We start from the raw sequence: 23,519 nt of genomic DNA on the forward strand, positions 1-23,519 counted from the left end.
CGCGGGCCTGTCGACCGGCATAGGGCCCCCTCCTCCAGATCGCACGGGCGTGGCACCTCGGTACCCACGTCGCACGGATCGAGTCCCTCGGGCCGTGCGTCAACGGCCACGTCCGCGGCGGAGCGCGACGGTCACGGAGCCCACGCCGGCGGCGAGCAGGCCGACAGCGAGCCACAGCAATCCCATCGGGATCGAGCTGCCGGTGCCGGGCAGCCCCCCGTCGGGGATCAGGCCCCCGTCGGGCTGGTCGTCGTCGTCGGGACCGGCGCCCGGGGGCTCGTCGGCGCCACCGGGGCCGCCGCCCTCGGCGGGCGCGCCGAACCGGTTCTTCACGATCACCTGCACCGGCTCGTCGGCGGACTCCGGACCGACGGTCAGCGTGCCGGGCTCGATCGTCGTCTCGTCGGCGTCGCCGGTCTCCGTCTCGGTGACCGCGCAGTCGGCACCGACCGGCAGCCCGTCGTACGTCGCGACCAGGCGGTCGGGTCGCCGGAGCGTCCGCGTCGCACCGCCGGGGATCTCGACGTCCTCGGTGACGCCGTCGACGTCATGGGTGCAGGCGAGCGAGACGACGAACCGCACCCCGCCGCGCTCGTCGGCGCCGCTGCCGACGATCCGCTTCTCGACGCTGACGGAGCCGACGTCGAAGGTGTTGGTCACGGTGACGGTGACTGGCGTCGTCGCGTCGGCCGTGATCGTCACCGGGCTGGCGGGCGTGATCGTCGTGCTGGTCGCGCCGCCCGTCGCGGGCTCGGTGACGTCGCACGAGGCGCCGACCGGCAGTCTCCTGACGGTCCACGTCGGCTCGGCGCGCGACATCGTCCGGGTCGCGTCGTACACCGTCGTCGGGTCGGCACCGGCGAAGGTGCAGGTGAGCCGCACCCGGAACTCCCCGTCGCCCCAGAGCGCGCCTCCGTCACCGGCGACGGCCTTCGTGAGGGTGATGGCGCCGACGGGCATCGTGTTGGTGTAGCCGACCAGCGTCGCGTCGGTGCCGCCCTCGACCAGCGTGAACTCGCCACTGCTCGTGGCGGTGCCGCCGTCCGTCTCCACCGGGTCGCCGCCCTGGGTGACCACGACGGAGGTGCCCGACGCGGTCCCGTCACCGGTCTCCTCGACCACGCAGTCGGCTCCGACCGGGAGGCCGGCGACCGTGTGTGAGTCGCCCTTGTGCAGGGTGAACGCCTGGTCGGCCACGGGCAGCACCTCCTCGCCGAGGAAGGTGCACGACGCGGTGAAGGTGAAGTCGTCGGTGTAGCGGATCGGCTTCCCGTCGGCGTCTGTGGCGCCGTCGACCAGCTTGCGCACCGTGAAGCCGGTGGCGTCGTAGGTGTTGGTCACCTCGATCTCCGCCGTCTCGCCGGGCTCGATGACGACGGGCTCGCCGAGATCGGTGTCGGTGGCGCCGGACGGCGCCTCCTGGGTGACCTCGCAGGTCGCCTCCGCGGGGACGTTGTCGATCGTGACCGTGCCGTTGCCGGGCACGAGCACGGTGCCGTCGAGACCCACGGGGGGGCCGAGTGGGACGGGAGTCCCACCCGGGGCGGTGCACCGCACGGCGACGAGGAACTCGTCCGGCCCGAACGCCGCCGCGTCGCCGGCGACCTGCTTCTCGATCGCGAGCGAGCCTCGCTCGTAGACGTTGAGGGCGACGAACTCGACCGGCGCCGTCGTCCCCTCCGGCACGACGATGCTGTCCGGCGTGATGATGGTCTCCTCCGGTGTCGGCGCCGTGTTGTCCGTCTCCTCGACCTCGCACGTCGCACCCGTCGGCAGGCCGGTCCACGACACCGTGTTCGGGTCGCCGTTGACCTGGACCAGCTCGCGGTCCGGCCCGCCCGGGACGGCGATCGTCTCGGTCTCGCCGTCGACCTCCCGCGTGCACGACAGCGAGAAGGTGATCGAGCCGTCGCGTGCATCGGCACCGCCGCCCAGGTGCACCTTGCGCAGCTCGATCGACCCGAGCGTGAAGGTGTTGGTGACCGTCACGAGTGCCGGGTCGGCGGTGTCGTCGCCGACCGTGAACGTCGACGGGGTGATCTCGACGTCGTTCGCGCCGCCTGTCGCCGTCTCGGTGACGGTGCACTCGGCGCCGGTGGGCAGGTTCGTCACCTCCCAGGTGAGGTCGGGCGGCGTCAGGGTCTGCGTGTCGTCGAAGACCGTCGTCGGCGTGGCGCTGTCCAGCGTGCACACCATCGCCACCTCGAACGGCCCCGCGCCCCAATCGTCCGCGCCGTCCCCGGCGACGTCCTTGGCGATCTCGACCGCGCCGACCGTGTAGTGGTTGGTGAACGCGACCGCGTTGACGTGGGTGCCGTCCGCGTCGTCGGCGCCGATGGTGAACTCGGCCGTCGTGCCGTCGGTGGGGGCGCCCTCGTCGCCGTCCTCGGTGACGACGACGCTCGTGGTCGCGGAGGTGCCGGCGTCGGTCTCCTCGACGGTGCACTCCGACCCCGCCGGCAGGTTGTCGAACTCCTCGACCTCGCCCTCGGCGAGGGTGAACTCCCGCTGGCCCTCCGGCACTGCCTCCTGACCCTGGAAGATGCAGGAGGCGGTGAACGTGTAGGTCTCGTCGTAGGTGATCGCGTCGCCGTCCTGGTCGACCGCGCCGCCGTCGTCGACGGCCTTCGTGACGTCGAACCCGCCGGCCGCGTAGGTGTTGGTCACGTCGATCTCGGCGAGCTCGAGCGCGTCGGGGAACGCCGGGTCGGCGATGTCGTCACGAGCCGACTGGTCGCTGAGCGCGGTGACCGGGCCCGAGGTGTTGCCGGTGCCCGCGGGGTCGTAGGTGACCGTGGCCCCCTGGGCGACCGGGTCCTCGCTGACCGTGCAGTCGGCGTAGAGCGGCAGGTTGACGTTGTCGTCGGCGTTGTAGGTCAGGACGGTGCCGTCGGCCGCGACCTGGACGAGCTCCGCGGAGTTCCCGGCCGAGTAGAGCAGGGTGACGTCCTCGGACCCGGAGGTGCACTCGACCCGGAACGGGTACGACGACGGCAGGTCGATGTCCTCGAACTCCGGTGCGTCCACGAGCTTCTGCAGCTCGAACTTGCCGGTCGCGGTCGCGACGCCGACGCGGGTCGGCTCGGTCACCGGCGTGACGACCGTCTGGTCGCCGAAGACACCCTGGGTGCCGGACGCCACCGAGTTCCAGGCGATCGGCAGCTCGTCGCCGACCGGGTTGTCGACCGTCCACGCGGTGCGGGTGTCCATGGTCAGGTGGATGACCGACCCGGGCTGCAGGCCACCGTCGGGCTCGGCGTACGTGATGACGAACTTGACCGCGACGGCGTCCGCGAGCTCCGACTCGGGGGTGCTCGCGTCGGCGGGGATCCACTCCCGGCCGTTCACCTCGTCGAAGCACTCGTCGTCGGCCGGCAGCCCGCCCGGCGTGGTCTCGTCGAGGATGTCGGCGTCGTTGCAGTCCGAGCCGGGCACCGTGTTGGAGTAGTACCACTGGACCGACTTGTCCTGGTTGTCGACCGTGTCGAGGTTGTTCGTGGGGTTGCCGACGAGCGTGGTCGCCCACTCCGACCCGCGGTCGGTGCCGGTGATCACGCCGACGTCGCCGTACTGCGGGAACGTGTCGATGCCGGCGATGACCCGGGCCGGGATGTTGCCGACGTTGGCGGCGCTGAACTGCCAGCGCTCGATCCCGCCCGGCCGGGTGATCGGGACGCAGGGCGTGCGGTAGTAGCCGCGCGGCGCGTTCGGGCTCTCGCACGCCGAGGTCCCGGAGCCGCCGGTGACCAGGCGCCCGAGGTCGTCGTAGTTCGCGTCACCCGGGGCGGCGCCCTCGACACCTGCGCCGACGCCGCGCACGGACTTGACGACGGCGAGCGGGCTGGCGGCGTCGGGCTCGACGTGGGTGACGGCGGTGCACTCGTCGACGAGGTCGGTGGTGTCGCCCTGCGTCTCGTCGGTCGTGAACTCGCAGGTGTCGAACGTGCGGTCGCTGGTCGCCGTGGTGCTGTTCTCCACCACGGTGCCAGGCGGCAGGCCGAGCCGGAAGACGAGCGGCGCGTTGACGGTCAGGACGTCGTCGGGCTCGAACACGAAGTCCGCGGGGACGTCGATCGTCAGCAGCCCCGTGTCCTCGTCGAGGCTCGCGTCGAAGCCGTCGACCGGCTTGGCCGTGCCGTCACCGCCGACCAGCTCGAACGAGTAGTCAGGCGCCGGCTGGCCGTTGGCGTTGCGCGGCTCGATCAGCAGTGATCCGTCGGCGTCGGTCTCGATCTGGTCGAAGAGCTCGAGCCCGGTCATCGGCCAGTCGCCGGTGTTCTCGTAGGTCAGGACGTAGGGGATCCGCTGGCTCGGGGCGAAGTTCGGCGGGTCGGTGGCGCTGCCGTTGCCGGGCTCCTTGGTCACGCTGATGCCGTTGGTCAGGTGTCGCAGGATCGTCGTGTCGCTCGCGGAGGCGTCGGCCTCCCAGGGCAGGTCGTTCGGCGCGACCCAGGTGCCGAGCCCGTGGACGTCGACGGTGTCGGTGGTCTGGCCCTGGACGGTCTCACCCGGCGCGGTCGGGAGGCCCGGCTGGGTCGAGGGCACCGGGACGGTGTCGGCCTCGCCGTCGGGTCCGTAGATCAGGAAGTCGCGCATTGCGGCGTCGAACGGCACGACCAGCTGGGGGTTGATCGGCTGTTCCCAGTTGGTGCCGTCGGCGTTCTGAGCCGAGATCCGCAGTCCGCGGACGTCGCCGGCCGCGACGCCGTCCGGCAGCGCCGGCGTGATGTTGCCGGCGCCGTCCGAGGCGACGTACACGCCCTCCTCCCAGCAGGCGTCGAGGTCGGGCGACCCGCCGCAGAGCGGGACCAGTGCGTCGTCCACCTCGTCATAGGTGATGCCGACCAGCGCGTCGACCTTGAGCTGCCGGATCGGGGACTGCAGGGTGATCGGGGTGAACCCGACGAAGTCGAAGGCGTTCCAGAAGGTCGCCGTCGTGTCGGCCAGGGTGAGCTCGACCGTGCGCACGGTGCCGGTCGGCTGGCCGGCGAGCGTCACCGTGTAGTCGTTCGGCTCGTCCTCGACCCGCTCGGCGGGATCGATCGACTTCGCGGCCTCGACGCCGTACGTCGGCGCGACGAGCGTGAAGTCGTCGGTCGCCGTGCCGGTGGCCGTCTCGCTGGGGTTGCTCGCGGTCGCCACGATCGTGTTCGGGATCGGGGTGTCGGTCGCCGCCGGCGGGTCGCCGGTGACCCGGTTGGTCGCACGCAGCTGGAAAGTGAGTTCGACCTCGGTGGTCGCCTCGGACTCGATGAACCCGGTGTGGACGACCTCGATCCCGGTCACCGTGGTGAGCTGGTCGGGCGTCAGCGCCTGGGCCTCCGCGATCGTCAGGGTGTCGGTAGGCGTGCCGCTGAAGCTGCGATAGAGCACGACCTGGGTGTCGGTCGCTCCGTCGGGGACGGTGATGGTGCCGATCTCGTGGAGATCGAGCGTCTGGAAGGGCTCCGGGTTGGTGGGTTGGGGGCCCTGCGGGTCCCGGATACTGAGCTCGCGCACCTTGGCGACGCTGGCGTTGGTCGCCGTGAGGTCGGCCGTGAGGAGCGGGTAGTCGCTCTGCTCGGTGCCCGCCGGCGGGACCGGCAGCTGGGCCTGGTCGAACTCCTTGGTGGTCTCGACGTCGACCGGGCTGTCGAGGATCTGGATCTGCGCGTCGTCGGTCGCCGTGTACGAGTCGCCGCCGTTGTTCAGGGTGCCGCTGGCGACGTTGTCGACCAGGCCCGGCTCCCCCGTGTTGTAGGTGTAGTCGTGCAGCTCGCCGAGCACGGCCTGGTCGGGATCCGAGCGCAGCTGCTGGCGCAGCTGGAAGGTCAGGTCGAGCGGCCGGTCGTCGCCCGACGATCGCGCGACTCCGGTCCCGACCTGCGGGTCCTCCGGCGAGTCGATCCGGGAGGCCCGGGTCGGGGACTCGACGTAGGTGATGCGTACGCCGATCGCGTCGTCCTGCTGGTCCTCGGTCAGGGTGTAGCCCCCGAACTCGCCGTCGCACCCGAGGGCGCATGCCGCGGCGGTGATGTCCTCCTCGCCACCGCCCTCGGTCAGGAGCACGACCGACTCGATCGCGTCGAAGGTCATCAACGGATCGGTGTCAGCGGTGATGGGCTCGATCCGGACCAGGTTCCACGCATCGAAGACCGAGCCGACGACGGGCTCGGCGGGGTCGTGGTCCTGGATCACGTAGCTGTCGGCCGGGAAGAGGTTGGTGCTCCATGAGATCCGCGCGGTCCGCTGGTCGTCGGTGAGCGCGACTACGGTCGCCCCGGTGTCCTGCGGGGTGCCGTCGACGAGCCAGCCCTTCTCGATGGTGTCGCCCGGGCCGTCGCCCGAGACCGGGTCGACGACGATGCTGTCGTCGTCGGTGGCGTTGTCGGTGGGCACCACCGCGTCGTCGTTGTGGACCTCGCTGCCGGCGGTGTTGTCGATCGTGACCGGGTCGCCGTCGGGGTCCGGCGTCGCCGGGCCGCTGCCGTCGCGCAACTGGTCGCGCAGCTCGACGTTGAAGTGGACGACGACGTTGAACCCCGGGGGCAGCAGCTCGCCCGGCTTGGGCGTGAACGTGAAGCGCAGGCCCTGGACGTCCTCCGGCGGCGGGGGCGGCAAGGTGGCCGTGAAGGTGCCGGGACCGGTGACGGTCCCACCGGGGAAGGCGACCCACTCGGTCCCGTTCCAGTACTCGACCTCGAGGTCGGCGTTGGCCGGCACGTCCGTCGGCCCGAGGGACGTGACGTCGAAGTGGTTCCAGAAGTCCGTCGGCGGATCTCCGGGCTGGGGGTTCGGCGGGTCGGAGATGACCAGGTACTCCGAGCCGATCGTGGAGGCGTCAGGCCCCTGGTCGTCCACGTCTCCCGTGATGCTGACGACGCTGCCCGCGCCCGGCACGCCGGGGATCTCGGGGTTGAGGATGTCCTTGGTGACGTTGGTGGAGACCCGCACCGGGTTGCGCGTCATGTCCGCGGGGTCGGTGACGACGTCGCTCTCCTCGCCCGTGGAGGCGGTGACCTGGGCGGAGGCGGTGTTCGTCGTGGTGACCGGGTCGGTGCCGGGGAGCGGATCGGCCGTCACGTCGAACGGCAGGTTCGCCTGGGCGTTCGCCTGGATCGGGCCGGTGAAGGTGATCGTGAAGCCCGCGACCCGACCGCCGGTGGGTGCGGGGATCGTGTTGGCGTCGGTCGACGTCAGCGTCTCGGTCGTGCCGTCCTCGTACGTATAGACGACCTCGACCTCGGTGGCGTTCGCCGGCCACGCCACGTCGTCGGTGAAGCCGTCGAAGGTCAGCCCCTGCGCGACGAGGTCCGGCGTACCCGCGGCGGGCTCGGTGATCACCATCTCGGTGACCGGGGTGCTCGAGTTGGTCGCGAGGATGGTCGCGGTGGTCGAGTCGCCCGGGATCAGCTGGTCGCGCGCGAAGGCCTTGTCGATCGCCACCTCGGGCGGGTTGCGCTCGATGACGACCGCGTCGTCGGCGGTCACCGGCGGGCTCGACTGGTCGTCCAGCTGGACGACCGACGACGCCGTGTTGGTGACGGTCTCCGTGCTGCCGGCCGGGATGTCGGTGACGTTGTCGCGCGTCTCGGTGCCGACGGCGATCGCCGCGTCGCCGCCGTCCGGGGTGACCGGCACGGTGCCGTCCGACGAGGTGAAGGTGAAGCGCAGGCCGTGCACGTCCGCGAAGTCGACCGGCTCCGCGAGCAGGGTGTTCGGGTCGGCCGGGATCGGGGACGTCGGCGTACCCGTGTGCCACACGCCGTTCGAGTCCAGCCAGTCGACCTGGACGGTGTCCGCGCCGTCGGGCGGGGTGATGCTGTCGATGCCGGTGAACGCGAGGTACTCGAACGGATCGGCGCCGCCGTCCTGGGGATCCTGGATCATCAGCGCGTCGACCGACGCGTTCGAGGTGTTGGCGCCGCCGATCGCGAAGTCGACCGGTTCGCCGGGCACCGCCGGGATCGGTCCGGCCTGCGCGATGTCCTTCGTGACCGTCGACGCCAGCTCGACCGGCACCTCGATCACGACGTCGGCGCTGTCGCTGATGGTCTCGGCGTTGTCGGCCGTGATCGTCGCGGTGTTCGTCAGGGTGCCGGCGTCGTCGCCCGACGCGTCGAGCGGCACCATCACGTCGACGATGATCGTGATGACCCGCCCGGCGGGCAGGCCGTCGAAGCCCGGCTCGAGCGGCGAGGTGAAGTCGACGGTGAAGGCGTTGTCGCCCTGGACGGTGACCTCGCTCTGGACGACGCCCGTCACGGTGACGGGGGCGCCGTCCGGGTCGAGGACGAGGGGCGCGGGGAGGGTGTCGGTGAGCTGCGCGTTGTCGCAGCCCAGCGCGGTGGTGTTCGAACAGCTGACGGTGATCGTGTACGTGAACGTGTCGCCCGGCTGGAACGGCCCCGGCTCGCTGACCGTCTTGTCGATCGAGAGGACTCCCTCTCCCTGCGCGAAGGCCGGCCCCGCCTGCAGGACCCCGGCGAGGAGCAGCAGCCCGAAGACCGCGGCGATCCACGAGCGCCGCCGTCGAACGGTTCGGCGCCTGGCTTGGACGTCGGTCGGAGCGCTGCTCCCGAGAGCCATGGAGTGACGCTACCTCCTCGATCAGCGGACAGGACTCGCCCGAAAGAGACCAATTCGGGTCGTCATTCGGGGGTGACGATGGCGAAGTCGGGGTCCCCGGGCTGGAGGACGCCGAGCAGTCGGCCCAGCGCTCCGCTGTCTCCGGACACGTCGACACCCGCCCCCGCGAGCGCCTTCGGGTCGGTCGTGCCCTGGGCGAGCACCGGGAGCGAGGCTCTCGGCAGCCTCAGGACGGCGTCGGCCTCGGTGCGCTGGGGCGCGCTGCTGTAGGTCAGGGCACCGTGCTCCAGACGCAGCCGATACCGTTCCTCGCCTCCGGGTCCGTCCACGAGCACGACGTCGATGGTCAGGCGCTCGTCCCAGGCTCGCGGGCCGTCGACCTGGATGGCGAGCGCGTCGAACAGCATCGTCGGGGTCAGCTGGGCCACCAGGTCCGGGGAGTTCGTCTGCGTCGGGGTGCCGAACGATCCTGCCCGGAGCTCGGTCGCCCCCGACAGGTAGAAGTTGCGCCACGTGCCGTTCTCTGACCCGTATCCCAGCTGTTCGTAGGTGTCGGCGAGAATCGTCCTTGCGGCCCGGTGCTCCGGCTGGGCGAACACCACGTGGTTGGCGAGCTCGGCCGCCCACCGGAAGTCGCCGGCGTCGAAGGCCGCCCGCGCCTCCTCGGTGGCCGCGTCCGCGCCGCCGGCGAGGTCGACGTAGCGCCGGGCGCGCTCGACCGGGGTGTGCTCCCAGAGGTGGGCCGGGTTGCCGTCGAACCAGCCGAGGTAGCGCTGGTAGATGGCCTTCACGTTGTGGCTCACCGACCCGTAGTAGCCGCGGGCGTGCCACGCGTCCTCCAGCGCCGGCGGCAGCTCGATGACCTCGGCGACCTCGGGGCCCGTCAGTCCGCGGTTCAGCATCCGCAGCGTCTGGTCGTGCAGGTACGCGTAGAGGTCACGCTGCAACGAGAGGAACTCCACGATGTTCTCGGTGCCCCAGGTCGGCCAGTGGTGCGAGGCGAACGCGACCTCGGCGTCGGCGCCGAACAGGTCGATGGCCTCGGTCAGGTAGTTCGACCAGCCGTGCGGGTCGCGGACCACCGCTCCGCGCAGGGTGAGGAGGTTGTGGAGCGTGTGGGTGGCGTTCTCCGCCATGCACAGGGCCTTCCGGTCCGGGAAGTAGAAGTGCATCTCGCTGGGCGCCTCGGTCCCGGGCGCCATCTGGAACACGATGCGGACCCCGTCGATGACCTCCTCCTGCCCGGTGGTCGTCACGCCGAGGGTCGGGACGATGAGGCTGACCGTCCCGGTCGACGTCGTCTGACCCAGACCCGCGCCGACCTGACCGCGCGGGCCGCGTGCGAGCGCGGCGCCGTACATGTAGCCGGCCCGTCGTCCCATCGCGGTGCCGGCGTAGACGTTCTCGGAGATCGCGTGCTCCACGAACCCCTCGGGGGCGAGCACCGGCACCCGGCCGGCGTCGACGTCGTCCTGGGTCGTGACGCCCTTGACGCCACCGAAGTGGTCGACGTGCGAATGGGTGTAGATGACGCCGGTCACCGGCCGGTCGCCACGATGCTCGCGGTAGAGGCCGAGCGCGGCGGCGGCGGTCTCGGTCGAGATGAGGGGGTCGATGACGATGACGCCGGTCTCGCCCTCGACGAACGTGACGTTCGACAGATCCAGGCCGCGGACCTGGTAGATGCCCTCCACCACCTCGAACAGTCCTTGCTGGGCGACGAGCCTGGACTGGCGCCACAGGCTCGGATGGACCGTGGCCGGGGCATCCCCGTCGAGAAATGCGTACGAGTCGTTGTCCCACAGACTGCGTCCGTCGGCGGCGGTGACCGTGCCGGGTTCGAGCCTCCCGAGGTACCCACGCTGCGCGGCCTCGAAGTCGCGCTCGTCGGCGAACGGCAGTGACCCCAGCGCGTCGCCGTGCGCACGGGAGATGGTGCTGGATGCGTCGTGCGAGTTCTCGTCCATGCGGCAAGGCTCGACGGGTCGTGCGTCCAGGACCTCACCCGGACCGGGTGAGCCAGAGCGGGCGCCCGGCTTCATAGCGTGAGAGCGACCACCAGACCTTAGCCGAGACCTGCAACGCCTCGAGGAGAACGCATGGACCACGGCCCGGTGAAAGTGCTGTTCCTGACCCTGCCCGCGCGAGCATCGCTGGGCGACGCCCTCGCCGACGTCGTCGGCGTCCTGCGCAAGCCCGCGGACGACGGGCTCGTGCGGTTCATCGACTGCGTCCTCATGCTCCCGGGCGACGACGGCACCGTCGCCGTCGTCGATCTCGAGGAGCAGACCGACCTGCCGCCCGAGCTCGCGGGACTCGGCATCGACCCCCACGACCTGCTCAGCGACCTCGACATCGAGGTGTTCGTCGCCTCCCTCGGCGAAGGAGAGGTCGGCGTCGCCCTCGTCTACGAGGAGGTCTGGGCACGGACCACCGTCACCGCGCTGCGTGAGCTCGGAGCCGAGGTCGCGCTGTTCGCCCACATCCCCGGCGAAGACGTCGACCGGGCGTTTGCCGCCGCCGCGGCCCAGAGCTGAGATCCGAGGAGGCACACCATGATGGGACGACGAGTAGGCCGACCGGGGCTGATCGGCACGGTGGCGCGCACCGCGGTCATCGCCGGCACCGCCCAGGCAACCAGCAACGCCGTCAACCGCCGCCAGATGGCTCGCGCCGAGGAGCGCGCGCAAGCCTCGGCGTACCAGCAGGAACAGGCGGCCCAGGCCTACCCGCCGGCAGCGCCTGCCCCCGCGCCGGCCGCGGCAGCGCCGGCCGATGCCGGCGACGACCTCATCGCCCAGCTCACCCGCCTCGGCGAGCTCCACCAGCAGGGACTTCTGAGCGACGAGGAGTTCGCGGCCGCGAAGCAACGCCTGCTGGCCTGACCGGCGCATCCGGGTGTCGGCACGCTGCCCCGCCTCGCCGCTGCGCCCAGCGCGGGTAGGCAACCACGATCGTCGACGGCGCGTCACACGTGCGTGAGCACACCGGCTGCCTGCTCCGACAGAGGCGGAGCGCTGCGACGCCCGCTGTCCATCCTGGTCACCGTCATCGCCGTCATCGGGATCGGGCCGGGCTGCGCGAACGAGAGCGGCGCTGGGGTGGCCGGGGCGCCGGCGACCCCAGCTGCGACCCCGATGATGAGCCCGCCTGCCGATGGCGACCCCGGGCCAGACGCTCCGGGGTTCGGTGGTGGCACGACCCGGCAGATCGGCGACGGGTCAAACGGATCAGATCTGGTGCTCGTCGACGTCCGCGTCTTGCAGGCAAGGAACTTCGACCGCGTCGTGCTGAGCTTCAGCGGCACGGGCACACCCGGATGGGACGTCGAGTACGTCGACCGGGCCGTGCTCGACGGCAGCGGCGAGACGGTCGACCTCACGGGAGACGCGGTGCTGGGAATCTCTGTCTCGGGCACCACGTGGCCGGCGCAGGACTACTACGACGGACCGACACGGGTCACCTCCGGAGACGGCGGTGGACCCGACGGAGTCACCGAGGCCTACGTCGGTGGGACCTTCGAGGGCGACACCCAGGTGTTCGCCGGGGTCGACGGAGATCGCCGACCCTTCCGCGTCCTCGCCCTCACCCGGCCCACCCGTCTGGTCGTCGACGTCGCCCCTGCGGGCGTCGCGAGCGACGACGACCAGCGCGCCCCGCTGCTGCACCCGAGGCTCCTGCCTAGACCCGGTCAGCTGCCGACCCGTGAACGGCTCACGCCGTGGGAGGAAGCCCAACCTGCCTCCGCGAGACCGAAGCCGGCACCTACGGCGCTTGGGTCCATCCGGCGCCGGAGATGTGCACCGCCGGTTGCGACGCCGTCTGGTTCGAGCGGATGGGCGTCCTCTCCGACCTGGGCCGAATGGTCGTGGTCTCGTTCCGTGAGGTAGGCGGGCCGTTGGAGCCTGCCGGCCTTGACGCCACCATGCGCGACCTCATGCTCCAGGCCGCAGCTCGCAGCATGCCCGGCTGACCCACGCCCCGGTGGACCGGCGCGAGACTCAGGATGTCTGACCCTGTCCAGTACCTACTGTGGGTGCCGCTCGATTCGCCTCCGGGCTGGGGAACGCCCACTGCCGCGAGCGATTTCGGCGTCGCCACGATTCTGCACAGCTGTCCGTCGAACGCCCGGATCGGCTTGGTCACAGCCGGACATGACAAAGGGGCCCCGGCTCAGCGTTTCCGCTGGCCAGAGACCCCTTGTTCGTTGGTACCCCCGACCGGATTCGAACCGGCGCTACCGCCTTGAGAGGGCGGCGTGCTAGGCCGCTACACAACGGGGGCTTCGCTCTCTCGAGCAACCTGCGGAACTCTATCGGCTGCCTTCGATCGCACAAAATCGCCGCGGTTGAGCGGCGATCTCGCTGGGATACTAGGACTCGAACCTAGACTAACTGGACCAGAACCAGTCGTGCTGCCAATTACACCATATCCCACTGCCCTACTAGTGATTCAGTAGAGTCCAGTGTTGTGGCCCTTCCGACGCCACCGAACGGCGGCCCGTGGAGCCGAGGAGAAACCTTACACAAGTCCGGTTCGGCCGACCAAAACGCCAGGTTCTGCGGGGGTTTGCGTGGTCTCCCGGACCCGCATCCGGCGCGCGACCCAGACCACGAGGCCGAGGTAGACGAGCGACTGGGTGAGGGTGACGGGGATCGTCCACCAGTCGCCGCCGGTGGGGTTGAGCGTCGACGCCATGTCGCTGAAGGCGAGCGCGATGCCGAACGCGAGCCAGTTGTTCAGCACGTGCATGGCGATGCCGGCCTCGAGCCCGCCGGTGAGGACGACGGCCAGGCCGGCCACCACTCCGAACGCGAAGCGATCCAGGAAGATCGGCGCGCTCTGGGCGCCGTGCGCGAGGGCGAACAACAGGGCCGGGAACAGCACGGCGGCCCAGGGCTTGCCGAAGACGTTGCCGAACGCCTGCGTGAGGTAGCCGCGGAACGCGTACTCCTCCCCCGCCGCCTGCAGCGGCGTGAGGAAGACGACCACGAGCACGAAGGCGCGCGTCGTCGAGGTGAACTCGTTGAGCTCGCCGCTGATCTCGGCGCCACCGCCGGACGACGGCACCACGGCCGAGACGACCAGGGTCGCGACGAGGGCGACGATCGACAACCCGAAGCAGACCGCCATCCAGCGCCACCGGATCCGGGGCGCGACCGACGCCAGCCAGCGCGGAGCCAGCCTGTGGAGGACCCGGGTCAGCAGCCACGTCACGAGGATCGCGCAGGCGAGCGTGACGTTGAGGTAGGCCAGGCCCAGTGGCGTCGGGTCGTCGAGATCCAGCAGCCGGGTCAGCCCGTCCGTCACGTCGCGCCCGGCGAGCGCGAGGCCGATCGCGAACGGGACCTGCACCAGCACGGGCACGACGACGATGAAGCAGGCGACCAGCGCGAGCACGCCCACGATCGGGCGCCACGCTCCGGGCCGGCCACCGCGCTGCACGAGGTGGTAGGGCAGGCCCGGCGGGTCGGTCATCTCGGCCAAGGCGGTCAGCCGAGCGCGCTCTGGAGTCGAGCGAGCGAGCGCTCGCGCCCGAGCAGCTCCATCGACTCGAAGAGCGGGGGCGAGACCCGGCGGCCGGTGACCGCCACCCGCACGGGGCCGAAGGCGTTGCGCGGCTTGAGCCCCATCGCCTCGACCAGCTCGGCCTGCAGCGCCTCCTGGATCTCGGCGGTGGACCAGGTGGGCAGCACCTCGAGCCGGTCGAGCGCACGGCGTACGACGGCGCGCCCGTCGTCGTTCAGGAGCTTCTCCGCGTCGGCCGGGTCGACGGCGAACGCCTCCTCGGCGACGAAGAGGAAGCGGAGCATGTCGACGGCCTCGACCAGCTTGTTGATGCGCTCGGCGACCAGGGGCATCGCCTGCTCGAGCAGCTGCGCATCGGCGTCGCCGACCGGGTCGGACACCACCCCGGCGGACTTCAGGAACGGCAGCACCCGGTCGGTCATCTCCTCGAGCGAGAGCAGGCGCATGTGGGAGGCGTTGATCGCCTCGGCCTTCTTGAGGTCGAAGCGCGCCGGGTTGGGGTTGACGTCGCCGATGTCGAACGCCTCGACCATCTCCTCCAGCGAGAAGACGTCGCGGTCGGCCGCGATCGCCCACCCCAGCAGCGCGAGGTAGTTCATCAGCCCCTCGGGCAGGAAGCCCTGGTCGCGGTAGGCGAGGGCGTGCGCCTCGGGGTCGCGCTTCGAGAGCTTCTTGTTGCCCTGGCCCATGACGTAGGGCAGGTGGCCGTACGCCGGGACGCCGGTGGCGATCCCGAGCTCGACGAGCGCGTCGAAGAGCGCGAGCTGGCGCGGGGTGCTCGAGAGCAGGTCCTCGCCGCGCAGCACGTGGGTGATCCCCATGAGGGCGTCGTCGATCGGGTTGACCAGCGTGTAGAGCGGATCGCCGTTGGCGCGCGAGAGCGCGTAGTCGGGGACGTTCTCGGTCTCGAAGGTGATGTCGCCGCGCACCAGGTCCCGCCAGGTGATCGCGCCGTCGGGCATCCGGAACCGCACCACGGGTCGACGGCCCTCGGCCTCGAAGGCCGCCCGCTGGTCGGCCGACAGGTCGCGGCAGAAGCCGTCGTACCCCATCATCTTGGAGCCGGACGCCTTGCGTCGGGCGTCGACCTCCTCGTTGGTGCAGAAGCAGTCGTAGGTGTACGACGAGTCGCGCAGCCGGGCGAGGACGTCGCGGTAGATGTCACCGCGCTCGCTCTGCCGGTAGGGGCCGTGGGGGCCGCCGACCTCGATGCCCTCGTCCCAGGTGAGACCGAGCCAGCGCCACAGGTCGAGGATGGCGTCGTAGGACTCCTGCGTGCTGCGCTCCCTGTCGGTGTCCTCCATCCGGAAGACGATCGTGCCGCCGTGGTGGCGCGCGAAGGCCCAGTTGAACAGCGCCGTACGGGCCAGGCCGACGTGCGGCGAGCCGGTCGGGGACGGGCAGAAGCGGACGCGGACGGTCACGGGTGGTGTCACCTTGCCTTGACGGGGTTCGTGAGGGAGCCGAGACCGGCGATCGAGACCTCGACCTCGTCGCCGACCTCCATGGGGCCGACGCCCTCGGGGGTGCCGGTGAGGACGACGTCACCGGGCAGCAGCGTCATCACGCTGGAGACGTGCGCGACCAGCGTGGGGATGTCGAAGATCAGGTCGCTGGTGCTGCCGTCCTGCTGCAGGTCGCCGTTGAGGTGCGTCTGCACCCGCCGGCCCTCGGCGAAGTCGTGGGGGTCGAGGTCGGTCTCGATCCACGGCCCGAGCGGGCAGAACGAGTCGAAGCCCTTGGCCCGGGTGAACTGGACGTCGCTCCGCTGCAGGTCGCGCGCGGTCACGTCGTTGGCGATCGTGTAGCCGTGGATGACGTCGGTCGCCTGCTCGGGGGGCACGTCGCGGCAGATCCGGCCGATCACGACCGCGAGCTCGCCCTCGAAGTGCAGGTTCTGGGTCTGCGGCGGGTAGAAGATCGGGTCGCCCGGTCCGACCACGCTGGTGTTCGGCTTGAGGAACATCAGCGGCTCGGTCGGCAGGTCGTTGCCCATCTCCGCCGCGTGCGCGGCGTAGTTGCGGCCGATGCCGACGACCTTGCTGCGCGGGAGGACCGGAGCGAGCAGCCGCACGTCCTCGAGCCTGTGCTCCTGGTCGAGCAGCTTCACGCCGACGTACAACGGGTCGCCGGCCAGCGCCACGACCGCGCTGTCGGGGTCGGGCTGGCCGAGCTCGTCGAGCTCGCCCGTGACCACGCCGTACATCGGGTCCTCGCCGGTGGTGAATCTCGCGATGCGCATTACCGGGGTCCCCGCGGAATCGTGGGCGGAGGAGCGTAGCGGGGGAGCCTGCGATTTCGGGGGGTGGTCACGTGGCGAGCCTATCGAGGCCGCCCGTCAGCCGCGGATCCGGACGGTCCTCACCAGGTCCTTGCGGATCTGCCGCTCGGTCCACGGGAACGCGACCCATCGCTCGCGCGAGAAGATCCGGGTCTGGTCGTCCGACCACCGCGACGCGGGGTCCTCGTACTGGCCGTAGGTGAGCACCGTGCGGGCCTCGATCCTGCGCTTGCCGCGGAAGGCGATCGCCTGGATGTACGACGACCCCGTGTTGACGCCGCCGACGACCGGGTCGTCGGTGCCGGAGGACGACGTGGCGTTGGCGTCACCCGTGGCGCTGCCCAGGCCGCCACCGATCGCGATGCCCTCGCCCGCGTCGCCACGGTCGGCGGACCGGTGCATGGAGCCGTACGGCGCGCTCAGGTCGATGCCGCGGTCGGTGAGCGTCTTGATCGCCTCGGCCAGCGTGTCGACGACGGCCGGGGAGGTCGACAGGGTGTGCGGCGTCGTGAGCGGGTCCGCCGCGGAGAACGGGACCTCCCACAGGTCGACGCCGTCCGCGCCGGCCAGGCGCATGAACTCCTGGAAGATCGCGGTCCCGACCGACGTGGTGTCGGAGCGACCGTCCCAGTCGTGCAGGACCTGGCAGGCCGCGGTCCGGCCGGTGGCGGCGCAGACCCGGTCGAGGCGCCCGCCGGCGCGCGCCACCTCGGCCGCGTACACGCGGTTGGCGTACTCGTGGGAGCGCAGGGTCGCCGGCGACTCCTTGCCCTTCGCGAGCTGGTCGCGCACGTAGGACATCACGACCTTGGTGCGCATGGACCTCTCACACCTCTCGCAGCCGATGATGCGCGGGTATCCCTCGAGCCGCTTGCGGTCGTTGGGTGCCCAGTAGGAGTCGTTGGCGTTCATCACCCACGAGTCCGTCACGACCTCGGGGAGGTGCTTCGGGCCGAGGATGCCGGGTCGCTGGGCGTCCCGGTCGGTGCCCCACGCGCAGGCGCCGCCGGCCCGGGTGCCGTCGAGTCCGGGGAGGCCGGCGACCTTGAAGAGCAGGCGGCCGTTGGGGGTCATGCACTTGTCGGCCAGCTTGTCGGTGACGTGCGGGATCACCGAGTGGTCGGCGTAGAGGACGTGGCCCCTGCGGTCCGCCGCGATGGTGTTGACCCAGGGCATCCCGCCGCCACGGTCCTGGCGACGCAGCAGGTCGCGCACCCCGGACGCCCGCGCCATCGAGAGGAACGTGTCGAGCGTGCGCAGGTGCTCGGCGTTGGCGTCGCGCATCGCCCAGAAGCTCGACGGCGTCCAGGTCATGAACTGGCTCGGGGAGTTGATGACGTAGCCCTGCGGGGTGCGGTAGAGCGTGCGGGTGACGGTCTTGACGCCGTCGTCGGTGCGCACCCGGACCTCGACGTGGCGGCGCTGGAGCCGGCGGGTGCCGTCCCCGGTCTGGTAGCGAGTCGGGCTGCCGGCTGTCGTGTACTGGTACGGCGTGAACCGGTAGCCGGTCGAGACGGTGTGGCTCCAGGCGACGTCCTCGTTGAAGCCGATGTTGATCGCCGGGAAGCCGAGCAGCGAGCCGCCCGCCACGTCGAAGCGGCCCGGGATCGTCAGGTGCATCTGCGTGAAGCGGTAGCGACCCAGCCACGGGAAGTGCGGGTTGCCGAGCAGCATCCCGCGTCCGGTGGTCGTGGCCGAGCCGCCGACCGCGGTGGCGTTGGAGCCGAACGACGTGCTCTGGTCGGCGCCGAGGTTGCGGGCCAGCTCCTCGCGGCTCAGCGACGGCGCCGCCACCCGCTGACCCGCCGCGGGCGGCCTCGCCTGCGTGATCGCGGGCAGGAACCGCGTGGTCGATCCGATCAGCTGGGCCAGGTAGATGGCGTACCAGATGTCGTTGCTCGTCACGTTCGGCCGGATCCACGTGGCCTTGGCGCAGGCGGGATCGGTGATCTCGTGGGTGCGGAGCCACCTGTTGATGCCGGCCGCCTCGGCGCGGACCATCGCCTTGGCCCGCCTGCTCGGGCCGGCGACCTCGTCGGCGAGCAGCTTCTCGACGACCCGGCGGTCGTGGAGGTCGGTCACGAGGGTGTCCCACTGGAGATTGGTGCCGACACCGCCGACGCGGTCGTTGTACGTCGCCTTCGCGCCGAGGCGACGCGAGCGCTCGCCGCGAGCCGTGAGCACGGTGTCCATGAGGTTGCAGGTCGCGGCGGCCGTCGTCGCCCAGCCGGCGCCGTAGCCGAGGCCGGCGAAGCTCCGGGCGCGGATGTGCGGGATGCCGTGCTTGGTGATCCGGATCTTCGCCGCGTACTTCTTCCGGGGCTTCCGGGGCTGCTCGGCCTTCACCGACGCAGCCGTCGACGCAGCCGTCGACGCAGCGGTCGACGCAGCGGCGGTCCTGGCGGGGACGGCGATCGCCTGGCCCCCGCCGGTGAGGGCGGCCGGGGCGAGGAGCAGGAGGGAGGTGAGGCCGATCACGGCCGGACGCAGATGCACGAGTGCACCGTAACGGTCGTCACAGTCGCGAGCGTGCCGCATCGCGGTGCGCTTGCCTGCGATCTGCGGGATCTCGGGTCGCGGCACCCCCGGGTCCGAGCTCAGCCGAACAGCGCACGCGGGTTGTCGGTGAGCATCGCCCGCGCGGTCGTCTGGTCAAGACCGGCGGCGACCAGCGCAGGGATCACCCGGGTGTGGATGAAGGTGAAGTCGACGCCATCCTCCAACGGGTCCCGCTCGACGAAGTCCTCCCAGGAGCCGAAGACGCCGAAGTAGACCGCCAGGTCGTGGGCGAGCAGCAACTGCGCCGCGTATCCCCGCTGCGCGAGGGCGACGATCGTCGCGACACGGTTCTCCAGGCTGTTACCCACCGAGCAGTAGCCGAATCGGTCCATGCCCAGGTAGACGCCGCGGTCGAGCAGCGCCTGGAGGTAGTCGAGGTCGTTGCTGTCGCCGCAGTGCCCCACGATGAGTCGGCCGGGAGCGACGCCCGTCTCGTCGAAGAGGTCCACGATCGCCTGGCCGTTGGCCGCCTCCACTTCGTGGTGCACGAAGATCGGGAGGTCGTGCGAGGCGGCGACCGCTCCGATGGCCCGGAAGACGTTGTGCAGCTGAGGGGTCAGCCCGGCTCCCGCGCAGGCCGCCTTCATGATGCCCGGGCGGATGCCCGTGTCTGCGATGCCGTCGGTGCACTCCCGATCGAGCCACGACGCGACTTCGGCCTCAGCGCGCCACTGCAGGTAGGGGTGCTCGGTGTAGTAGAAACCGGTCGAGGCGACGACAGTGAGTCCGGTGTGCTCGGCGACCTCGCGGAGCAGCGCGACGTCACGGCCCAGGTTGATCGGCGTGCCGTCGACGATGGTGCGCACCCCCGCCTCCCGGGCGCGCGTGAGGTGCTTCGTCGCGCGCTCGAGGATCACGTCGTGGTCGTAGAAGCGGGTGCCGAAGGCTGCGCGCAGGGACCAGTCGGCTCCGCTCACGTGCTCGTGGACGAGCGTCTGGCCGAGGGCGTCGGCCGCGACCGGGCCGAGGACGGTGTTGACAGGCATCGCGCAGCTCCGGTGGGTCGGGGTCCGCTCATGGAGGAGTCGTGACCGCTGTCGGCACGCGATGCTAGCAACGAACCCAAGCAAGCGCTTGTTAATGCACCGACGGCCTACCCTCGGGCCCGTGGAGTCCATCTGTCGCACGGCGTGGGAGCGGCGCGCCGCGGCCCATGCCCGGCGCGTCGACGCCCTCGTCGAGCCGCACCTCGAGCGCCGGCGCGACGGGCGCACGCACCCCGTGCACGACTTCCTCTTCACCTACTACTCGCAGCGCCCCGCCCAGCTGCGGCGCTGGCACCCCGGCTACGGCGTGCGCCTGCTCGACGCTCCGTCCTACGCGGGCCTCAAGGGGTACGACGACGGCGCGGTCACGTCGGCGTACGTCGGGTCCCAGCGCCCGCTGCTGGTCGCCCTGTCGCGGCTGCTGCGCGCGACGGCCGCCCGACCGGCGAACCTCGGGTGCTTCGGGATGCACGAGTGGGCGATGGTCTATCGGCTCTTCGAGGACGAGACCCGGCATGCCGGCTGGCCGCTGCGCCTCGGCCCGGCGGGCACCGACGCGGTGGTCGAGTCGCACCGGATCGCGTGCTCCCATTTCGACGCCTACCGGTTCTTCACGCCCGCGGCCGCACCGCTCAACACGCTCTCCCCCGCCGCGCACGACCGCCCCGACTTCGAGCAGCCCGCCTGCCTGCACGCAGGCATGGACCTCTACAAGCACGCCTTCCGGCTGACGCCGATGATCGGCTCCGACCTGGTCGCCGACTGCTTCGAGCTCGCCTGGGACATCCGCGTGCTCGACATGCGCGCCGCGCCGTACGACCTCGCCTCGCTCGGCCTCGAGCCGGTGCGGGTCGAGACGGCCGCCGGCAAGGCGGCGTACGCCGAGGCGCAGCGCGGGTTCGCCGAGCGCGGCGCCCCGCTGCGGGCGCGGCTGGTCGAGGAGTGCGACCGGCTGCTGGCGGTCGCCGCCGCCACCTCTCCGGAACGTGACCCCTGCGAGGAGCCTCCCAGGTCCCAGGCCGGGATCGGGACGCTGGATAATCCGATCGCATGACCTCCCGACTGACCGAGATCAACGTCGACTGCGCCGACCCGGCCCGGCTCGCGGACTTCTGGTGCGCGGCGCTCGGGTACGCCGTGCTCGACGCCACCGACGACCTCGTCGAGATCGGCCCCCGGCGCGGGTCGGACGCCGAGCTCCTCGAGGCGGTGCGCCGCGGGCCCGTCGCCCCGTCGCTCTTCTTCGCCCTGGTGCCGGAGGGCAAGACCGTCAAGAACCGGCTGCACCTCGACCTCTCACCGATCGACGGCACGCAGGCCGACGAGGTCGCGCGTCTGGAGCAGCTGGGTGCGCGCCCGGCCGACGTCGGCCAGACCGGCGAGGAGTCGTGGGTCGTGATGGCGGACCCGGAGGGCAACGAGTTCTGCGTGCTGCGCAGCCTCGCGACGGGCGAGTTCGAGGTCTGAGCCGGGTCGGGCCCGGGTTAGGTTGGGGCCATGCGCCTGCTGTCCGTGCTGATCGGCCTCGTGCTCGTCGGCTCGCTCGTGCCGGCGGCGCACGCCGACCCGCGGTGGGAGTTCTACACCTCGGACCGGACCCGCTACGAGTCGCCGTGGTTCGCCGGCGCGCACCGGATCATGATCCCGTTCGGCTGCACCGCGGCGCCGTACTACTCCCCGGACTCGCGGTGTCGCGGCGGGCGCGGCTTCCACCACGGACTCGACGTCGCCATGCCGTGCGGCACCCCGTTGTACGCCGGGCGCAAGGTCCGCGTCGTCTCGAACCGCCCCCTCGGTCCGGCGTACGGCGAGAACCCCGTGCTGCTGCGCAACCGCCGGCTCGGCTGGGACCTGGTGATCGGGCACACCCGCCGCGTCTACGCGGAGGTCGGGCAGGTGGTCCGGCGCGGGAGGATGTTCGCCCGGGCCGGTGACAGTGGTGCGCCCGACGGGTGCCACCTGCACTTCGAGCGGCGGGCGGTCCGGGGCGGACTGTCGACCGCCGTGCACCCGCGCAGGCTGCTGGCCCTGACCCCGCGGGACCGATGACCGAGCGGGTGCTGCGCAACTTCCTCGCCCCCGACGGGCGCCTGCACACGATCCCGTCGAAGCACGCCAAGCTGCTCGTCGTCCTGGACCACCTGGCTCAGTCCTTCGAGCCCGGCCAGCGCTACCGGGAGGCGGAGGTCGACCTCGTGCTGCGCGGCTTCCACGACGACCACGCCGCGCTGCGTCGCTACCTCGTCGACAACGGCTTCCTCACCCGCGAGGCCGGCGTCTACTGGCGCAGCGGCGGCACGGTCGACGTCGATCCGGACCGTTGACGGATCCCGTCGAGCACCAGCCCGAGCCCGAGCGCGAAGTCGGACTCCTCGCGCGGCGCTCCGTCGATGGCGCCGGCGGAGCCGGCCTGCAGGTGGGTCTGCTCGTCGACGACGTGCCCGAAGACGAAGTGCAGCAGGGTCCGCGCCGCGACCGGCACCTGGGCCGGGGCGAGCCCGCCCTCACCGAGGGCGACCACCAGCTCGTCGTACGGCGTGGCCGCGCCGAGCCCGAAGGAGCGCACGGTCGCGACCAGTTCGGCGCCGTCGCGATAGGCGAGCATCGCATCGCGGAGCTCGGTGCAGACGGTCTCGACGCACGCGTCCCAGGCGTCGGGCCGGGGTCCGCGGCGCCCGCGCGCGAGGATCTCGTCGGCGACCGCGGCGAGCAGCTCCTGCTTGTTGCCGAAGTGGTGGTAGAGAGCACTGGGCCGGAGGCCGAGCTCCGCGCCGAGGCGCCGCATGGTCAGGTCGGCGAGACCGTAGGCGTCCAGGACGGCGAGTGCCCGGTCGACGACGTCGGCGCGGTGGTAGCGCACGTCACATCCTCCTGCCCGGCCGGGAGCCGTTGACCCGGCGCCGCCCGAACCCTAACCTGAACGGCGTTCACCTGACCAGCGTTCAGGTGCGGAGAGAAGGAACCGAGCATGACCATGGCCGAGACGCCCGCCTCCCCCGCGAGCCCCCCGGACGGCGCGACGCCTCGCGTGCGTCGTCGTTCGACGACCACGGACATCGCGCTGGTCGCGGCGTTCGCCGCGCTCGTCTCGGCCTGCGCCTACATCGGCGCGGTCCCGGTCGGTGGCGCCGGGGTGCCGATCACCCTGCAGACGTTCGCCGTGATGCTCGCCGGCTGCGTGCTCGGCCCGGTGCGCGGCTTCCTGGCCGTCGCGCTCTACCTGCTGCTGGGCGCGATCGGGCTGCCGGTCTTCGCCGAGCACTCGTCGGGGCTGGGCGTCTTCACCGGCCCGAGCGCGGGCTACCTCTACGCGTTCCCGATCGCGGCCGCGCTGGCCGGCTTCCTGGTCAAGTACGTCGCCCGCGAGCGCCGCACCCGTGCGGTCTGGGTCTTCGCCTGCTCGCTGGCGGGCAGCATCCTGGTGATCCACCCGCTCGGCATCGTCGGCATGAAGCTGTACTTCGACGTGTCCTGGCACGAGGCGCTCACCTACGACACGCCGTTCTGGATCGGCGACCTGCTCAAGACCACGCTGGTCGCGCTGATCGCCGCCGAGGTGTTCCGCGCGTTCCCGTGGATGCAGCGCATCGACTGAC

17 protein-coding genes and 2 tRNA genes are annotated in these 23,519 nt (G+C 71.3%); 8 read left to right on the forward strand and 11 right to left on the reverse strand.

Annotated elements, in window-relative coordinates; genetic code table 11:
- Positions 1-99 precede the first annotated feature (99 nt).
- Together PZ894_RS04800 and PZ894_RS04805 are read right to left on the reverse strand one after the other, a co-directional pair.
- Positions 100-8,568, reverse strand: a complete 8,469-nt coding sequence (locus tag PZ894_RS04800; protein ID WP_275742944.1) for a DUF5979 domain-containing protein — start codon at positions 8,566-8,568, stop codon at positions 100-102.
- 62 nt (positions 8,569-8,630) lie between these two features.
- The gene (locus PZ894_RS04805) at positions 8,631-10,535 is read right to left on the reverse strand and encodes an alkyl sulfatase dimerization domain-containing protein (protein WP_275742945.1); all 1,905 of its coding nucleotides are present in this window, start codon (positions 10,533-10,535) and stop codon (positions 8,631-8,633) included.
- Positions 10,536-10,667: 132 nt separating this feature from the next.
- Between PZ894_RS04805 and PZ894_RS04810 the strand changes: the two genes are divergently transcribed.
- Together PZ894_RS04810 and PZ894_RS04815 are read left to right on the forward strand one after the other, a co-directional pair.
- Entirely contained in the window at positions 10,668-11,105 is a 438-nt protein-coding gene (locus tag PZ894_RS04810; RefSeq protein ID WP_275742947.1) for a DUF6325 family protein, read from the forward strand.
- Positions 11,106-11,123: 18 nt separating this feature from the next.
- On the forward strand, positions 11,124-11,453 hold the full coding sequence (locus PZ894_RS04815; protein ID WP_275742949.1) for an SHOCT domain-containing protein: 330 nt from the start codon (positions 11,124-11,126) through the stop codon (positions 11,451-11,453).
- 345 nt (positions 11,454-11,798) lie between these two features.
- Here the strand turns inward: PZ894_RS04815 and PZ894_RS04820 are convergent, their stop codons facing one another.
- Entirely contained in the window at positions 11,799-12,236 is a 438-nt protein-coding gene (locus tag PZ894_RS04820; RefSeq protein WP_275742951.1) for a hypothetical protein, read from the reverse strand.
- Positions 12,237-12,289: 53 nt separating this feature from the next.
- Between PZ894_RS04820 and PZ894_RS04825 the strand changes: the two genes are divergently transcribed.
- Positions 12,290-12,541: a hypothetical protein gene (locus PZ894_RS04825; protein WP_275742953.1), complete on the forward strand. Its 252-nt coding sequence runs from the start codon at positions 12,290-12,292 to the stop codon at positions 12,539-12,541.
- A 235-nt stretch (positions 12,542-12,776) separates the two neighbouring features.
- On the opposite strand, the gene PZ894_RS04830 is transcribed toward PZ894_RS04825, so the two are convergent.
- The 7 genes from PZ894_RS04830 to PZ894_RS04860 all read right to left on the reverse strand — a co-directional run bounded on the left by PZ894_RS04830 (position 12,777) and on the right by PZ894_RS04860 (position 19,923).
- Positions 12,777-12,852: transfer RNA gene (locus PZ894_RS04830), tRNA-Glu, on the reverse strand.
- Positions 12,853-12,932: 80 nt separating this feature from the next.
- Positions 12,933-13,004: transfer RNA gene (locus PZ894_RS04835), tRNA-Gln, on the reverse strand.
- Positions 13,005-13,089: 85 nt separating this feature from the next.
- Positions 13,090-14,046, reverse strand: coding sequence for a CPBP family intramembrane glutamic endopeptidase (locus PZ894_RS04840; RefSeq protein WP_275743033.1), 957 nt, complete (start codon positions 14,044-14,046; stop codon positions 13,090-13,092).
- Positions 14,047-14,060: 14 nt separating this feature from the next.
- Positions 14,061-15,521 carry a glutamate--tRNA ligase gene (gene gltX / locus PZ894_RS04845; protein ID WP_275742955.1) on the reverse strand — a complete coding sequence of 487 codons (1,461 nt, stop codon included), beginning with the start codon at positions 15,519-15,521 and terminating at the stop codon, positions 14,061-14,063.
- Between the two features lie 8 nt (positions 15,522-15,529).
- A complete protein-coding gene (locus PZ894_RS04850) occupies positions 15,530-16,339 on the reverse strand; it encodes a fumarylacetoacetate hydrolase family protein (RefSeq protein ID WP_275742957.1) in 810 nt (269 codons plus the stop codon).
- A gap of 96 nt (positions 16,340-16,435) precedes the next feature.
- Positions 16,436-18,874, reverse strand: coding sequence for a penicillin acylase family protein (locus PZ894_RS04855; protein WP_275742959.1), 2,439 nt, complete (start codon positions 18,872-18,874; stop codon positions 16,436-16,438).
- A 101-nt stretch (positions 18,875-18,975) separates the two neighbouring features.
- The gene (locus PZ894_RS04860; protein ID WP_275742961.1) at positions 18,976-19,923 is read right to left on the reverse strand and encodes a TatD family hydrolase; all 948 of its coding nucleotides are present in this window, start codon (positions 19,921-19,923) and stop codon (positions 18,976-18,978) included.
- 121 nt (positions 19,924-20,044) lie between these two features.
- On the opposite strand from PZ894_RS04860, the gene PZ894_RS04865 reads away from it, so the two are divergent.
- From PZ894_RS04865 to PZ894_RS04880, 4 genes are read left to right on the forward strand one after another with little or no spacing between them, the layout of a single operon-like run.
- Positions 20,045-20,977 (forward strand): 3-methyladenine DNA glycosylase, encoded by a 933-nt coding sequence (locus PZ894_RS04865; RefSeq protein WP_275742963.1) that lies wholly within the window; start codon positions 20,045-20,047, stop codon positions 20,975-20,977.
- Complete coding sequence (locus tag PZ894_RS04870; RefSeq protein WP_275742965.1) at positions 20,974-21,390, forward strand: VOC family protein; 417 nt, start codon at positions 20,974-20,976, stop codon at positions 21,388-21,390. The genes PZ894_RS04865 and PZ894_RS04870 overlap by 4 nt, the downstream gene beginning before the upstream one ends.
- Before the next feature lie 30 nt (positions 21,391-21,420).
- The gene (locus PZ894_RS04875) at positions 21,421-21,972 is read left to right on the forward strand and encodes a M23 family metallopeptidase (RefSeq protein WP_275742967.1); all 552 of its coding nucleotides are present in this window, start codon (positions 21,421-21,423) and stop codon (positions 21,970-21,972) included.
- A complete protein-coding gene (locus PZ894_RS04880; RefSeq protein ID WP_275742968.1) occupies positions 21,969-22,247 on the forward strand; it encodes a DUF2087 domain-containing protein in 279 nt (92 codons plus the stop codon). Before PZ894_RS04875 ends, PZ894_RS04880 begins: the two co-directional genes overlap by 4 nt.
- Here the strand turns inward: PZ894_RS04880 and PZ894_RS04885 are convergent.
- On the reverse strand, positions 22,202-22,783 hold the full coding sequence (locus PZ894_RS04885; RefSeq protein WP_275742970.1) for a TetR/AcrR family transcriptional regulator C-terminal domain-containing protein: 582 nt from the start codon (positions 22,781-22,783) through the stop codon (positions 22,202-22,204). The genes PZ894_RS04880 and PZ894_RS04885 overlap by 46 nt on opposite strands.
- A gap of 108 nt (positions 22,784-22,891) precedes the next feature.
- Here PZ894_RS04885 and PZ894_RS04890 point away from each other — a divergent pair, with 108 nt between their 5' ends.
- The gene (locus PZ894_RS04890) at positions 22,892-23,518 is read left to right on the forward strand and encodes a biotin transporter BioY (RefSeq protein ID WP_275742972.1); all 627 of its coding nucleotides are present in this window, start codon (positions 22,892-22,894) and stop codon (positions 23,516-23,518) included.
- Position 23,519 lies beyond the last annotated feature (1 nt).

The sequence above is a fragment of the Nocardioides sp. YIM 152315 genome (assembly GCF_029210375.1).
In the GTDB taxonomy this organism is placed as follows: domain Bacteria; phylum Actinomycetota; class Actinomycetes; order Propionibacteriales; family Nocardioidaceae; genus Nocardioides.

What these genes read in the sequence shown, in the direction of transcription:
- PZ894_RS04800 (WP_275742944.1), bottom strand. Translation starts at nt 8,568, where the DNA reads ATGGCTCTCGGGAGCAGCGCTCCGACCGACGTCCAAGCCAGGCGCCGA.
- PZ894_RS04805 (WP_275742945.1), bottom strand. Translation starts at nt 10,535, where the DNA reads ATGGACGAGAACTCGCACGACGCATCCAGCACCATCTCCCGTGCGCAC.
- PZ894_RS04810 (WP_275742947.1), top strand. Translation starts at nt 10,668, where the DNA reads ATGGACCACGGCCCGGTGAAAGTGCTGTTCCTGACCCTGCCCGCGCGA.
- PZ894_RS04815 (WP_275742949.1), top strand. Translation starts at nt 11,124, where the DNA reads ATGATGGGACGACGAGTAGGCCGACCGGGGCTGATCGGCACGGTGGCG.
- PZ894_RS04840 (WP_275743033.1), bottom strand. Translation starts at nt 14,046, where the DNA reads ATGACCGACCCGCCGGGCCTGCCCTACCACCTCGTGCAGCGCGGTGGC.
- PZ894_RS04850 (WP_275742957.1), bottom strand. Translation starts at nt 16,339, where the DNA reads ATGCGCATCGCGAGATTCACCACCGGCGAGGACCCGATGTACGGCGTG.
- PZ894_RS04860 (WP_275742961.1), bottom strand. Translation starts at nt 19,923, where the DNA reads ATGCCTGTCAACACCGTCCTCGGCCCGGTCGCGGCCGACGCCCTCGGC.
- PZ894_RS04870 (WP_275742965.1), top strand. Translation starts at nt 20,974, where the DNA reads ATGACCTCCCGACTGACCGAGATCAACGTCGACTGCGCCGACCCGGCC.
- PZ894_RS04875 (WP_275742967.1), top strand. Translation starts at nt 21,421, where the DNA reads ATGCGCCTGCTGTCCGTGCTGATCGGCCTCGTGCTCGTCGGCTCGCTC.
- PZ894_RS04880 (WP_275742968.1), top strand. Translation starts at nt 21,969, where the DNA reads ATGACCGAGCGGGTGCTGCGCAACTTCCTCGCCCCCGACGGGCGCCTG.
- PZ894_RS04890 (WP_275742972.1), top strand. Translation starts at nt 22,892, where the DNA reads ATGACCATGGCCGAGACGCCCGCCTCCCCCGCGAGCCCCCCGGACGGC.